The organism is Halorubrum laminariae, from assembly GCF_024494655.1.
GTDB classification, from domain to species: Archaea; Halobacteriota; Halobacteria; order Halobacteriales; family Haloferacaceae; genus Halorubrum; species Halorubrum laminariae.
This window is the reverse complement of sequence record NZ_JANHDL010000006.1, coordinates 90,755-103,242: the sequence shown is the minus strand read 5'-3', so window position 1 is coordinate 103,242 and position 12,488 is coordinate 90,755. Positions and strand designations below refer to the sequence as shown.

Genomic DNA, 12,488 nt, shown 5'->3' with positions numbered 1-12,488 from the left:
GCGTACCGCGTGTCGTGAGGTCTCTACGTGTCGAAAAGACTCTGCGTGTCGCAACGCTTTTGCGGCCACTCTCGGGACAGGCGTGTATGAGCGACGTGAGATCGGAACTTCGCGAACAGTTCTTGGACGCCTTCGACGGCGCGGACTACCCGGTCGAGTCCCAGATGGACCTCGTGCCCGTGCTTCCCGACGGCCCGACAACGACGTTCGAGGCGGGCGACGTGCGCGTCACCGCGATGGAACTGGCCTCGAAGCTTGGCGGCGAACAGGAGTTTCCGTACGAGTCGGCGGATGCCCTCGTCGACGACATCCTCGACGGGCTCGAAGCGAAGGGCCTGATCTGAGCGAGGGGTTGATACGCGCCGAGCCGCAACTGGTGTCGTGGTCGTCGAATCCGTCACCGCGCTGCCGGCGTGGGTCCTCCTCGGAGTCGCCGCCGGCGTCGTCGCCTCCGTCGTCGTCGCGCTCGTCTTCTATCTCGGCGACAGGCTCATCGCTCCCGGCGGATCGGCAGACGACGAGAGCGGGCACACCGGCGATGAGCGCCGCCGCCGCGAGATCCGCGAGTATCTGACCGCGACAGAGGTCCGTTTCACCGAGGACCACGCGCTCGGCGAGGTGAGAGTTCCGTTCTACCTCCCCGACCGCGACGTGGCCATCACCTTCGACGCACACGACTACTTCAGACTGGAGGGAGAGGGCGTGTACACCGTCCTCTGTGAGCACGAGATGCCCGGCCGCGGGCTCGGCCGGCGGTTGCCCTTCGAGGTGACCGAGCCCGACTGGGGAACCCGCAAGGGGTACGTCGACGCCCCGACCCCCGATCCGGTCGCGGCCGCGTTCGACGAGTTAGACGTTCCGCGCGACGCCGACGGCGACGAGGTGAAGCGCGCGTACCGCGAGCGCGTCAAGGAGACGCACCCGGATCAGGGCGGCGACGAGGAGGCGTTTCGACGCGTCCGCGAGGCGTACGCGACCGCTCGCAACCACGCCGGCGATCGCGGCGACCCGGGCGGCGAAACGTCGCGGGAAAGCGGCGCGGCGAATCAGCGAGACCGAGCCCCTCGTTCCCGCCGAGAGCGTCGCTCCCGTCACGCCGATCCACCGACCGGATTCGGGCGGTGAGACTACCGCGCGTGGCCGGCGGTGAGCGCACGGACCACGGCGAACGCTTTTGTCGATCGGCTCGGATCGTGACTCGTGAACACTGACACCGCCTGTCTCGGCTGTGGCAAGCCGTTCGACTGGGACGAAGGCGACTGTCCGGCGTGCGGTTGGAGCCGCGACGAGTGGGCAGACGACGGTCGTCACGGCCTACAGACGGAGGGCCACGGCGAGCCCGAGGAAGACGGGAAAACGAGTGGAGCCGGGGGCGGACTCGGCGGGCTCGGCCCGATACGGTGAGCCCAGAGGAGCCGCAGTTTGTCACCCGCTCGCGTCGTCTGCGCCGTGACGAGCCCGGTGGAGCGCGTCGCACACCGCGCCCTGCCCGCTCATGTTGACGTCGGCGAGCCGGGAGCGCTTCTGGACCTGATCGAGTCTCTCTGGCGCGATCGAGTCGCCTTCGGGCGTCAGAAACAGCGTGTCGCCGGCGGTGGTGACGTGGTCGCTTTCGGCCGCCCGCCCGAGGTACGTCTCGATCGGATCGCGGTCGACGACGACCGAGAGCCCATCCAGTCCGACGTGTGCGTCCGCGCCGTCAAGCGTCACGTCGTCGCGGTCGAGCGCCACGATTTGTTCCGGGTCGACGCCGGCGTCGAGAAGCGTCGCGACCGCTTCCCGCTGGCGTGAGACACGCGCCTTGTCTGCGATGGCTGCCCTGACTTCCGCGACGCCGCCGTCGGCGTCTGGGAAAGTCTCGCCGAAGGAGTCGCGGGCGTTGACGCCGGTCGTGATCTCCTCGTCGTGCATGTGATCGCACAGTTCGATCCGCACCTCGTCGACCCACGCGAGTGACTCGACCTCGTCGCGGGCGTCCGTCGCCATCATCCACGCGAACGCCGGCGAACACCAGGCGGTCGGGAGGGTGAACTGCACGAGCACGCGTCCGCCGTCGGTCTCGATCGCGTCGACGTAGTCGAGTTCGACGATCGACCGGGCCAGCTCGGGGTCCTCGACGCGGTCGAGCCTGTTCCGAACCGCCTCGACGCGCGGGCCGACTGCCCCCGCCCCGCTCGAATCGGGGGACTCGGCCGGGGACTCCGCGGTGTCGGCAGGATCGGTCGTGTCGCCCGTGTCAGGCATATCAGCGTCGCCCCCGCTGGCGTCAGTTCGGCTCCCCGACATCAGTCCGCCGCGGCCCCCGCGTCGCCGCCGTAGTGGTCGGCCAGATCGAACCGCTCGGTCATCGCGTCGTCGCGGAACTGGCGTTTCTTCTCCTCGATGTCAATGTCGTACAGCCGGGCGGCGTTCTCGCCCATGACCTTCTTCATCGTGTCGACGTCGAGTTCGACGCCGTACTCGTCGCGCTGTTCGTCGGTGAGCTCGGCGTTCATCACCTGATCGACGAGCCAGTCGGGGTTCCACAGCGCGTAGTCGGAGCCGAACAGGATCCGGTCTTCGCCGAGCCAGTAGAGCAGTTCGCCCATGATCTCGCCGAACTTGCGCTTCCGGTTCGTCGACATCGCCGACGCGACCGCGAGCCCGCCGTAGACGTTCGGTTCCTGCGCCGCGATCCAACAGAAGTCGTCGAGCCGCGGGAGGCCGACGTGGTTGACGATGAAGTTGAGTTCGGGGAACGACGAGGCGGCGTCGTCGATGTCCTTCACGTCGAAGGCGTCGCGGTTGAGCGGGCGGATCGTCGGCCCCTTGTGGGCGTTGATGTTCTCGATGCCGAGGTCGGAACACTTCTCTAAGAACTCGAAGGCGTCGTCGCTGTCGAGCCGCCACCCCTTCGAGTCGCCGCGCCACGCGGCCGTGTACAGCTTCACGCCGGGGATGTCGTACTCCTCCTTGAGGTGTTCGAGGTACCGGAGCCCTTCCTCGCCGTCGCGGGGGTCGAAGCTCCCGTTCAAGACGAACCGCTCCGGGTACTCCTCCGCGAGTTCGGCGTTCTGCTCGGTCGTGTTGAACCCCTCGTCGTAGAACTCAGTGAGGTACGTGGGCTGGAAGATCGCCATGTCGGCCGCCGCGTTGCCGAACAGGTCCGACGCCATCCGGTCTGCCCCGTAGTGTCTGTACTCATCCATATCCCACTGTTTCTCCTCGGGCGTGAACCCGGTATGGTAGTCGTAGAAACACTGGATGAACTGCTCTCCCCCCTCGTGAGTGATGTTCTCCGTGCGAGCGTCCCACAGGTGAACGTGCCCGTCGATAACGAAGATCTCCTCTCCGTCCTTCTCGTACATGTGTCTTTGTGTGGGGAGTGACTGCACATAACAATAAGGATCATTCAGTATAATTACAGAACTATAACGAACGTTTATGCGGGAGGGACGAGGACGATGACGCACATGCAAGCCGCGCGACTTCACGAGTACACGGACGACATGACGGAGGGGCTGCAGATAGACGAGGTCGAGAGACCGCACGCGACCGGGGCCAGCGACGTGATAGTCGAGGTCGAGGGCGCGGGATGGTGTCAGACTGACAACCACATCATCGAGGGAATGTGGAACGAGTACGTACCCCAAGATCTCCCGATGACCTTGGGTCACGAGAACGCTGGGACCGTCGTCGAGACGGGCGAGGACGTCGATATCGTTTCCGAGGGCGATTCGGTGATCTGTCACCCCGTCCAGACCTGCGGCACCTGTCGTCCCTGCCGACTCGGCGAGACGATGTACTGCGAGAACGACGCGTTCAACGGCCTGACGACCGACGGCGGCTTCGCCGACTACCTTCACACCAGCGAGCGCTCCGTGATCCCGCTGCCGAGCGGCGTGGATCCGATCGACATCGCGCCGCACGCCGACGCCGGCATCACGGCGTACCACGCGGCAAAGAAGGCGGTCGACGAGTTGAACCCCGGCGATCACGCGGTCGTGATCGGCATCGGCGGTCTCGGACACATCGGGCTCCAGTGTCTCGACGCGATGAGCGCGGCGCGGATCACTGCCGTCGACGTGAAAGACTCCGCGCTGGACCTCGCCGACCGGTACGGTGCCGACCACCTCGTCAACCCGACCGAGGCCGACGTGCCGGCGGAAGTCGAGTCGATAACCGACGGCACGGGTGCCGCGCAGGTACTCGATTTCGTCGGCGCTGACCAGACGACCGCCTACGCCCCCGATGTCACCGCCGCCGGCGGCGATCACCACATCATCGGCTATGGCGGCCACATCCACGAGCCGGCACAGGCGCTCGTCAACGGCGAATTCTCGTTCGTCGGCAACATCGTCGGGCGGTACGCAGAGCTACAGGAACTCGTCGCGCTCGTCGAGCAGGGCGACGTGGACTTACACACGAGTCGGTACGACCTCGACGACGTGAACGCAGTCGCCGAAAAGCTTGAACACGGCGAGATCGACGGCCGAGCCGTGATCACGCCGTAGGGACGGCGCGCCCCGTGCGCGCCGACGGCCGCGCTGACGAGGGTCGGTGACAAACGCGCCACTGACGGTCGCACGGCGATAAGCGCGTCGGGAACGGATGTTCTCGTCTACTCTCGGAGCAGGACGATCCCGTCGCGGAACACCAAGTGGTTCGGGAGCACGTGCTCCTCGCCGTCGGCCTCGATGCGTGTGACGAACAGGTCGACCTCTTGGACGATTCCCCGCTCGCCGGCGACGCGGACCTCGTCGCCGACGCCGTACGGCTGGCGCAACAGGAGGAACACGCCGGCGGCGGCCGAGGCAACGAGGTCCTTTGTCGCCAGCGCGGCGAACACCACGACAGCCAGCGCGAACGCCGCGAGCAACACGACGAGCGCAAGCGTCTGGACGCCGATCTGTCCGAGAGCGACGAGCGCGGCGACATACACCACGCTGTACTTGACGAGCGGCGGGAACACGCCGAGTTCGGGGAGCTTCACCCCGCGGAGCCGCTCCGTGACGAGGAGTTCAGCCTTGTCGCCGACGACGACGCCAACGATGAGGACGATGACGGCGACGAACACGCGAGGGAGGAAGGCCGCGACGCCCGACCAGAACTGTTCGAGGTAGTTCACGTCGGCGACCGTGAGCGCGACGATGACGGTGACGGCGGCAATGAAGTAGCTCGACAGCTGCGCGAGGATATGGACCGTCGAGGTGTCGAACTCCCGAGCGGTCCGCTCGAAGGCGGTCCCCTCGATCACCTCGGGGACGCCGGCCCGCGTCAGCAGCCGGCGGTTGATCACGCCGACGACGTAGGCCGCGACGAGCCCGAACGCGAGCACGAACAGGGCGAGCCAGAGCCGGTCGGGGACGGCCGCGACCGCCCCGACGAGCGCGCTCGTGACCGTGGACATGTCTCAGTACTCCTCCGGATCAATCTCTAAGACGAGTTCGCCCGCCTTGAACGCCCGGACGAGACCGTCGGACTCCGAGAGCACGATCGCGGTCGCGTTCGTGTCTCGGGTGATCGCGCCGCCGGCCATGTGGCGCGCGCCGAGCCCCTTCGGGATGTCGACGCCCTCTGCACCCGGTTCGAGGTAGCGGTACGCGGAGACGATCTTCCCGGAGTCGGAGACGACGAACGCGCCGTCGAGCCGCGAGAACTCCTTGAGCATGACGTTCACGATGGGGTCGCCGACGTGGACGTGCGACTTCTCGAAGGGGTTGTACGAGAGCGGCCGCGACTTGTTCATCACCTTGCCCGCGTCGCCGACGACGAACAGTGCGCCGACCGGCTTCCCCTTCTGTCCCTTCTGTCCGAGTTCGATCGCGACCTCGAAGACATCGCGGATGACGCTCGGTTCGGCTCGGGAGTTGACGAACAGGTCGTAGATCCCGGTGTGGACTGTCTCGTTGACGGTGACGCGGATCACGGCGTCCGACCCGCCGTCGAAGACGGACGCGATACAGACCACCTCGTCGCCCTCGGTCACGAGGTCGGCATCCATCGCACCCTCGATGCCGAACCGGATCCGGTCTTTGACGTTGTCGAAGGGGAGGGGTAGCTCGACGAACACCTCGGCGTCGACGTCGTTGTCGGGGGCGACGACGACGACATCGGGATCGTCGCCGCCGTCGTCGACGAACCGCTCGTGGAACGAACTGGTCGGCGAGAACAGCAGCGCGGCGTCCGCGTCCTCGACGAGATCGGACAGATGGTCAGTGAGCGAGGCCATTGTTTCACGGACTCTCGGACAACGTATAATCGTTGTGACACCGTCGTACGGGCGTCTGACGCCATACTTCCGATCTGCGTCGCGGTTCAGGTTTCAGGACCACTCACGACCGAGGCGTGCGCGCGACTTATCACACAGAAGCCGGAACCGACACGCATGTCGACCCGCGAGGCCCTCTGGGACTACCGCAACGCGTTCGGCGACGCCTTCGGGCGGACCTACTTCAGGCGGTTCGGCCCCGGCGTGGCCGCCAGCGTGGGGATCGGCACGTACCTCGGCGAGCCGACGCCCGCGGTCGACGACGCTTCCCGCGAGGCGATCGAGCTCGCGCTCCGGTCCGGCGTGAACCACGTCGACACCGCGATAAACTACCGCGCCGGGCGCGCGGAGCGCGTCGTCGGCGAGGCGATCCGCGGATCCCCGATAGACCGCGAGGCGGTGGTCGTGGCGACGAAGGGCGGGTTCCTCCCGTTCGACGGCGACCGCCCCGACGACCCGGGCGCGTACGTCCGAGAGCGGTTCCTCGATCCGGGAATCGTCGACCGTGCTCACCTCGCAGACGGGGCGCACGCGATCTCCGTCGATTTCTTGGCGTGGTCGCTCGACCGGTCGCTGGAGCGGCTCGGTCTCGACGCCGTCGACTGCTACTACGTCCACAACCCGGAGACGCAGCTCGCGGTCCGCTCCCGCGACGCGGTGTACGACCAGCTGGAGGCCGCCTTCGAGCTGTTGGAGCGACGGCGGGTCGCGGGCGACGTGGGGAGCTACGGCGTCGCGACGTGGGACGCGTTCCGCGTTCCGACGGACGACGCGGCGTACCTCTCGCTCGGGGAGGTGCTCGCGCGCGCCGAGGCCGCCGGCGAGGCCGTCGGTCCCGACGACACCCACGGGTTCGAGGCGATCCAGCTCCCCTTCAACGTCGCGATGGCCGACGCGTTCACGCGGGCGAATCACCCCGCGCCGCCCGGTGCCGACGCCGACGGTCCGCTCTCGGCGCTCGAATTCGCTCACGAGTCCGGTCTCTCCGTGGTGACGAGCGCGAGCATCGGGCAGGGAGATCTCGCGGTTGACGGCGCGATTCCGGCCGACGTGGACGCGACGCTTTCTGGCGAAACGCCGGCGCAGCGGGCGCTCAACTTCGCGCGGAGCGCGCCGGGAGTCACGTCGTCTCTCGTCGGGACGATAGACCTCGCTCACGTCCGCGAGAACGTCGCGGCCGGCACGTTCGATCCGCTCGGTGCGAACGCGTTCGACGCGGTGTTCGAGTAGCGCGTGGATCGGAAGCGGGTGGAGAGGGCAGAAGGCGGACCGTCGCTGACCGCGGCGCGACGGATCGGCGGGGACGTAGGCGACTGACGATCCGGACTCGCGGATCCCGAGAGGGGCTCAGCGGAGTTCCTTGTACTTGGCACCGCACTCCGGGCAGACGCGGACGGAGAACACCTCGTCGGGGTCGTTTTGCTTTTTCAAGACCATCTCGCAGTCGGCGCAGTTGAGCCGCTCGTACGTGTCCTTGAACAGGTCGCCGTCCCGGAGTCCCTTCCGTGTCGATTGCATGAGTTGGGATTGATCACGCGGCTGTATAAAAACCCCGTACGACGCCGGTCGGACGGCGCGGGCAGTTGCGGCCGCCGATCGGTCGCATCGATCCCCGTCCACGCGCCTCGATCGACGCGACGTTGCGGCCTTTCGCAACGCTTGTCTCCCGTCGCCGAGAAGTTCGCTCGTGTCACGGACTCGGCTGTTCGGTTCGCTCTGTGCCCTCGTCTTCCTCATGAACTTCGCGCGGGTCGTGTTCGCCCCGCTCGTGGGCGAGTTCATCGGCGAGTTCGGGATCGGCGAAGGGACCGCCGGACTCATCGTCACGCTCGCGTGGCTCGGTTCGGCCGCGCCCCGGATCCCGGCCGGGTGGGCGCTCACTCGCGTCTCTCGCCGGTTCGTCATCCTCGGGTCCGGTGCGGTGTTGACGCTCGGCGCGCTCGGCGTCGCGCTGGCTCCCGGCGTGCCGACGCTGATGGTCGCCGCGTTCGCCATCGGCTGCGCCTCCGGCGTCTACTTCGTGGCCGCGAACCCGTTCATCGCGGAGCTGTTTCCCGGCCGCGTCGGTCGCGTGATGGGCGTCCACGGGATGGCGAGCCAGCTGGCGGCCGTCGCCGCCGCGCCCGTCGTCACCGTCGCGCTGTGGTACGACTGGCGCGCCGCCTTCTATGGGCTCGCCGCGGTCGCAGCCGCCGGCACGCTCGTCTTCGTCGCGCTCGCGAGCCGGACCGATCTCCCGGACGCCGGCTCGCGCGACACCGACTTCGCCGGTGCCGCGCGGGGAGAGTGGAAGCTCATCCTCGCGGGCGTCGTGCTGATGGGACTCACGAGCTTCGTCTGGCAGGGGCTGTTCAACTTCTACGAGCTGTACATGGTTGACAAGGGACTCCCACAGACGACCGCTCGCAACCTGCTTACGGTGATCTTCGCCGCGGGAGTCCCCGCATTCCTCGTCTCCGGCGACCTCGCCGACCGGCTCCCGCACGTTCCGTACCTCCTCGGGATCGTCTCGACGTTCGTCGTCGGCGTCGTATTCGTCGTCCTCGCGTCGGGGATCGTGCCGGTCGTCGCCGCGAGCGTCGTCGTCGGGTTCGCGATCCACATGCTGTTTCCCGCGGGCGACACCTACCTCCTCGCGTCGCTGCCGGACGAGTCCCGCGCGTCAGCGTACGCCGTGTTCTCGGCGGGCATGATGTCTGCGCAGGCGGCCGGCTCGTGGGTCGTCGGCGAGGCGATCGAGGCGGGTGCCGCCTACGACTCCGTCTTCCTCGCGCTCGCCGGCGGGCTCGCCGTGCTCGTCGTCGCCTACGCGCTCCTCGATCGAGCGGGCCGCGTGCCGGGCGGCGCGGCCGGCGCGGAACCGACAACATGACGCGATCGCGGGGACGGCTGCCCGGATCCTCGACACGCGAGGGCCGCGACCGTCCGAGACCGGAACGCTCCGCGGGTATCGCACCTATTTAGGGTGTCGCGTCCCTGCAGACTCTCAATGGAATACGTGCAAGAACGCGTGACCACGCTGCACGCGTTGACCGATCACCGGCCGGACGCCCCCACCGGCCGGGCGGCGGTCGTGGTGCCGATGACGGAGCGCGAGTACGGGACGCTCGCGTCCGAACACGTCCTGACCGCGCTCGAAACCGTCGCGCCGGCCCGCGTGATCGTCCCTCTTCGCGCGTCGGCGGAGCGCGTGGAGCCCTTCGTCCGCTGGCTCGACGGGTTCGACGTGGACGTGGAGACGCTCTGGTGTGGCGGTCCCCGGCTGGCGGACCTGCTCCGCGACCATGGGATCGACGGCAGCCGCGGCAAGGGCCGCGACGTGTGGCTCGGCCTCGGACGCGCCCTCGATTCGGAGTACGTCGTCGTCCACGACGCTGACACGAAGACGTACTCGCCGGCGTTCGTCAACCGCCTGCTGTTCCCGCTCGCCCGCGGCCACGACTTCGCGAAGGGATACTACGCCCGGGTCGAGGACGGGTCGCTGTACGGGCGGCTATTCCGGCTGTTCTTCCGCCCGCTCGTGCGGGCGCTCGCCGACAGCGGCGACACCGACGGTACTGGCGGCGCTACCGACGCGAATGGCGAGGCCGGTGCGAACGGTGCGGGCATCGTGGCGTACCTCGACGCGTTCCGCTACGCGCTCGCCGGCGAGTTCGCGGCGACGAGCGACCTCGTCTCGCGGCTCCGACTCCAGCGCGGCTGGGGGCTGGAGGTCGGAACGCTCGGCGAGGCGTTCGAACACGCCGGGTTCACGGACAGCGCGCAGGTCGACCTCGGGCGGTACGAACACGACCACCGGTCCGTCGACGGCCCGACCGGACTCGCCGACATGAGCCGGGCGGTCGGCGCGGCGACCCTGCGCGCGGTCGAGAACGCGGGCGTCGCAGTCGAGTATGACACCCTCGCAGCGCGCTACCGCGAGGAAGCCGCCGACCTGATTCGGGGATACGAGACCGACGCCGCGTTCAACGGACTCGCGTACGACCGCGAGGACGAGCGCGCGCAGGTCGAGACGTACGCCGACGCGCTCGGCCGACCGGGGCCTGACACCCGGCTTCCGGCGTGGCGAGACGCGCCGATATCGCCAACAGATGTCGCGAACGCGGCCCGCGCCGACATCGCGGACGTCACGGACGCGGACGCCACATCGGTCGCCGCCGCTGCCGAATCGATGACGGACGACGGCGACAGCGGCGACGGCGACGGCGGAGACAGCGACGACGACCGTGGAAGGAGAGACACCCAGAGCGTTCGCCAGCACCAGAACGGTCACCGGCCCGCCGAGAACCACAAACCGGACGCAGCGCCGGGTGACGAGACGTGACGGCGGACGACGCGCCGAGCGTGGCGGCCCGCGACGACCTCGCCGGCGTCGTCGACCTGTTCGGCTGGCTCACCCGCGCGGAACTCTCCCGGGCGCTCTCCGAACTCGCGTTCAAACAGCGCGCGGCGGTCGACGACGAAGCCATCGCCGCCGCCATCGATATCGCCGTCGCGGAGTACGCGCTCGTTCCCGCGCCGCCGGCCGCCCTCTCGGAAGCGGGAGCGACGCCGGAGACAGTCGCGCCGCCAAGCGGAGCGAACGGCGGCGACACCGACGCCGTTGCCGATCCCGACGCGGACCGCGACGCCGTCGCGCTCGCGGTCGGTCCCGCCGCGTTCCCGTCACTGCCGGCCGACGCTGAGGACCTCCCGCACATCCTCGACGTGCCGGACCGGAGCGTCGACCGCGAAGCGCTCGCTGCAGCGGTGCTCGATCGCCTCTCTGCAGACGCCATCGCAGCCATCGGCGAGAGCGACACCGAGCGACTGGAGACGCTCGCAGACGTGACGTACGACATCGAGGCGTGGGCACCGGTCGACGCCGGCGACATCCGCGACCGGATCGTCGACGAGGCGGACTCGTAGGGACCGAGGGCGTTCGGCGTCGCGACTGCGACACCACGGGTGAAGCCGCGCCCGCGGAGACGGGTTGAAAGGGATTCGGCCCCGAATAGAGGCATGGGAATGAAAGCGGACGGCGAGGCTGACATCCACGAGATCGACAGACACGATCGCGGCGTTGGCTGGATCGCCTACCCGAACGAGACGATGGAGCGTGCGAGCCACGCGGTCGCGGTACCGAACGACGAGACCGACGCGGACGACGTGTGGGTGTTCGACCCGGTCGACGCGCCGGGCGTCGACGACCTCCTCGCGGACCTCGGTACCGTCGCCGGCGTCGTCGTCGGCTTCGACCGCCACGAGCGCGACGCGGCGAAGATCGCGAACCGCCACGAGGTCTCCGTCTACGTCGCGGACTGGATGACCGGCGTCGCGGAGGGTCTCGACGCGCCCGTCGAGCGGTTCGGGTCTCGGCTGGCCGACACCGGCTTCAAGGCGTTTCGAATCCGCGACAGCACCGTGCCGCCGTGGCAGGAGGTCGGCTTCTTCGACGGCGAGACGCTCGTCGTTCCCGAGTCGCTCGGTTCGGCGTCGTACTTCCGCGGCGACCGCGAGCGGCTCGGCGTCCACCCGATGCTCCGGCTCACGCCCCCGACGGTGGCGCTGTCCGGCCGCGACCCCGACCGCGTGCTGGTCGGCCACGGCGTCGGCGTTCACGAGCGGGCCGCGATCGCGGTCGAGGACGCGCTCTCCGGGTCCAGATGCAAGGCACCGGGACTATACGCGAAGACGCTCCGCAACGCGATCGGGATCTGACCGTGACTGAAACTCGATCGCCGTCCATCGCGGGCGAATTCCGGTCACCGTGATTCACATCACGCGCGACCTGTTGACTGTCCTGCTCGATCGCGCCGACGACCGCGACCCAGCGGAGACGAACCTCCGGCTCTCGTCGACACGAGCCGGCGACTTCGAGACCGACACCGGGCTCGATCCGGAGACGCCCGTGCTGACCCACTTCACGCCAGCCAGCGTGGGCGGCGCGGTGAACGCCGTGTTCGGCGTCGACCTCGGGACGCCAGTCGACCGGGGCGGAGCGCGGTTCCTCTCGCACCCGAAGGGGTTCCTCGGCGTCTCGAAGACGGACGACCTCGCCGCGGTCGTGATCGTCGCAGTCCCGCCGTACGACGACGACGCGGTCGCCGCGTTCGACCGCGCCGGCGACGGGATCGAACTCGGCGTGCTCGACGCCGCGCCGCCGGAGGAGTCGCTGCCGGAGTGAGGCGAGGACGCCGTCCGAGTGGGAGATCCCTCCCGGAGAGCATGGGTTTCAAGCGTTCGGGGCGAGTAGGCC

15 protein-coding genes are annotated in these 12,488 nt (G+C 68.6%); 10 read left to right on the top strand and 5 right to left on the bottom strand.

The features are described from left to right. Nucleotides 1–86 precede the first annotated feature (86 nt). The 3 genes from NO887_RS11825 (at nucleotide 87) to NO887_RS11815 (ending at nucleotide 1,404) form a co-directional block, all read left to right on the top strand. Nucleotides 87–344, top strand: coding sequence for an MTH865 family protein (locus tag NO887_RS11825; RefSeq protein WP_256418491.1), 258 nt, complete (start codon nucleotides 87–89; stop codon nucleotides 342–344). Between the two features lie 37 nt (nucleotides 345–381). Further along, a complete protein-coding gene (locus NO887_RS11820; protein WP_256418490.1) occupies nucleotides 382–1,125 on the top strand; it encodes a J domain-containing protein in 744 nt (247 codons plus the stop codon). Nucleotides 1,126–1,200: 75 nt separating this feature from the next. Next, the gene (locus tag NO887_RS11815) at nucleotides 1,201–1,404 is read left to right on the top strand and encodes a hypothetical protein (RefSeq protein WP_256418489.1); all 204 of its coding nucleotides are present in this window, start codon (nucleotides 1,201–1,203) and stop codon (nucleotides 1,402–1,404) included. A gap of 21 nt (nucleotides 1,405–1,425) precedes the next feature. Here the strand turns inward: NO887_RS11815 and NO887_RS11810 are convergent, their stop codons facing one another. Both NO887_RS11810 and NO887_RS11805 read right to left on the bottom strand, forming a co-directional pair. Next, complete coding sequence (locus NO887_RS11810) at nucleotides 1,426–2,244, bottom strand: iron-sulfur cluster assembly protein (RefSeq protein ID WP_256418488.1); 819 nt, start codon at nucleotides 2,242–2,244, stop codon at nucleotides 1,426–1,428. A gap of 41 nt (nucleotides 2,245–2,285) precedes the next feature. Beyond that, nucleotides 2,286–3,347: an amidohydrolase family protein gene (locus tag NO887_RS11805; RefSeq protein ID WP_256418487.1), complete on the bottom strand. Its 1,062-nt coding sequence runs from the start codon at nucleotides 3,345–3,347 to the stop codon at nucleotides 2,286–2,288. Nucleotides 3,348–3,452: 105 nt separating this feature from the next. On the opposite strand from NO887_RS11805, the gene NO887_RS11800 reads away from it, so the two are divergent. Beyond that, a complete protein-coding gene (locus NO887_RS11800; RefSeq protein WP_256418486.1) occupies nucleotides 3,453–4,493 on the top strand; it encodes an NAD(P)-dependent alcohol dehydrogenase in 1,041 nt (346 codons plus the stop codon). A 107-nt stretch (nucleotides 4,494–4,600) separates the two neighbouring features. Here the strand turns inward: NO887_RS11800 and NO887_RS11795 are convergent, their stop codons facing one another. Together NO887_RS11795 and dacZ are read right to left on the bottom strand one after the other, a co-directional pair. Further along, a complete protein-coding gene (locus NO887_RS11795; RefSeq protein WP_256418485.1) occupies nucleotides 4,601–5,389 on the bottom strand; it encodes a mechanosensitive ion channel family protein in 789 nt (262 codons plus the stop codon). A gap of 3 nt (nucleotides 5,390–5,392) precedes the next feature. Next, on the bottom strand, nucleotides 5,393–6,211 hold the full coding sequence (gene dacZ / locus NO887_RS11790; protein ID WP_256418484.1) for a diadenylate cyclase DacZ: 819 nt from the start codon (nucleotides 6,209–6,211) through the stop codon (nucleotides 5,393–5,395). Nucleotides 6,212–6,367: 156 nt separating this feature from the next. Between dacZ and NO887_RS11785 the strand changes: the two genes are divergently transcribed. Next, a complete protein-coding gene (locus tag NO887_RS11785; RefSeq protein ID WP_256418483.1) occupies nucleotides 6,368–7,480 on the top strand; it encodes an aldo/keto reductase in 1,113 nt (370 codons plus the stop codon). A gap of 117 nt (nucleotides 7,481–7,597) precedes the next feature. On the opposite strand, the gene NO887_RS11780 is transcribed toward NO887_RS11785, so the two are convergent. Then, on the bottom strand, nucleotides 7,598–7,768 hold the full coding sequence (locus tag NO887_RS11780; protein WP_256418482.1) for an HVO_0758 family zinc finger protein: 171 nt from the start codon (nucleotides 7,766–7,768) through the stop codon (nucleotides 7,598–7,600). A 169-nt stretch (nucleotides 7,769–7,937) separates the two neighbouring features. Here NO887_RS11780 and NO887_RS11775 point away from each other — a divergent pair, with 169 nt between their 5' ends. The 5 genes from NO887_RS11775 to NO887_RS11755 all read left to right on the top strand — a co-directional run bounded on the left by NO887_RS11775 (nucleotide 7,938) and on the right by NO887_RS11755 (nucleotide 12,416). Then, on the top strand, nucleotides 7,938–9,122 hold the full coding sequence (locus tag NO887_RS11775; RefSeq protein WP_256418481.1) for an MFS transporter: 1,185 nt from the start codon (nucleotides 7,938–7,940) through the stop codon (nucleotides 9,120–9,122). Between the two features lie 117 nt (nucleotides 9,123–9,239). Next, on the top strand, nucleotides 9,240–10,574 hold the full coding sequence (locus NO887_RS11770) for a glycosyltransferase family protein (protein ID WP_256418480.1): 1,335 nt from the start codon (nucleotides 9,240–9,242) through the stop codon (nucleotides 10,572–10,574). Beyond that, entirely contained in the window at nucleotides 10,571–11,158 is a 588-nt protein-coding gene (locus NO887_RS11765; protein WP_256418479.1) for a DUF7109 family protein, read from the top strand. Before NO887_RS11770 ends, NO887_RS11765 begins: the two co-directional genes overlap by 4 nt. Before the next feature lie 99 nt (nucleotides 11,159–11,257). Beyond that, nucleotides 11,258–11,950: a hypothetical protein gene (locus tag NO887_RS11760; RefSeq protein ID WP_256418582.1), complete on the top strand. Its 693-nt coding sequence runs from the start codon at nucleotides 11,258–11,260 to the stop codon at nucleotides 11,948–11,950. Between the two features lie 49 nt (nucleotides 11,951–11,999). Beyond that, nucleotides 12,000–12,416: a JAB/MPN domain protein-containing protein gene (locus NO887_RS11755; protein ID WP_256418478.1), complete on the top strand. Its 417-nt coding sequence runs from the start codon at nucleotides 12,000–12,002 to the stop codon at nucleotides 12,414–12,416. Nucleotides 12,417–12,488: the final 72 nt, after the last annotated feature.

Coding starts and splice junctions, on each gene's coding strand:
- NO887_RS11825 (WP_256418491.1), top strand. CDS start 87: ATGAGCGACGTGAGATCGGAACTTCGCGAACAGTTCTTGGACGCCTTC.
- NO887_RS11810 (WP_256418488.1), bottom strand. CDS start 2,244: ATGCCTGACACGGGCGACACGACCGATCCTGCCGACACCGCGGAGTCC.
- NO887_RS11805 (WP_256418487.1), bottom strand. CDS start 3,347: ATGTACGAGAAGGACGGAGAGGAGATCTTCGTTATCGACGGGCACGTT.
- NO887_RS11800 (WP_256418486.1), top strand. CDS start 3,453: ATGCAAGCCGCGCGACTTCACGAGTACACGGACGACATGACGGAGGGG.
- NO887_RS11795 (WP_256418485.1), bottom strand. CDS start 5,389: ATGTCCACGGTCACGAGCGCGCTCGTCGGGGCGGTCGCGGCCGTCCCC.
- dacZ (WP_256418484.1), bottom strand. CDS start 6,211: ATGGCCTCGCTCACTGACCATCTGTCCGATCTCGTCGAGGACGCGGAC.
- NO887_RS11785 (WP_256418483.1), top strand. CDS start 6,368: ATGTCGACCCGCGAGGCCCTCTGGGACTACCGCAACGCGTTCGGCGAC.
- NO887_RS11780 (WP_256418482.1), bottom strand. CDS start 7,768: ATGCAATCGACACGGAAGGGACTCCGGGACGGCGACCTGTTCAAGGAC.
- NO887_RS11770 (WP_256418480.1), top strand. CDS start 9,240: ATGGAATACGTGCAAGAACGCGTGACCACGCTGCACGCGTTGACCGAT.
- NO887_RS11760 (WP_256418582.1), top strand. CDS start 11,258: ATGAAAGCGGACGGCGAGGCTGACATCCACGAGATCGACAGACACGAT.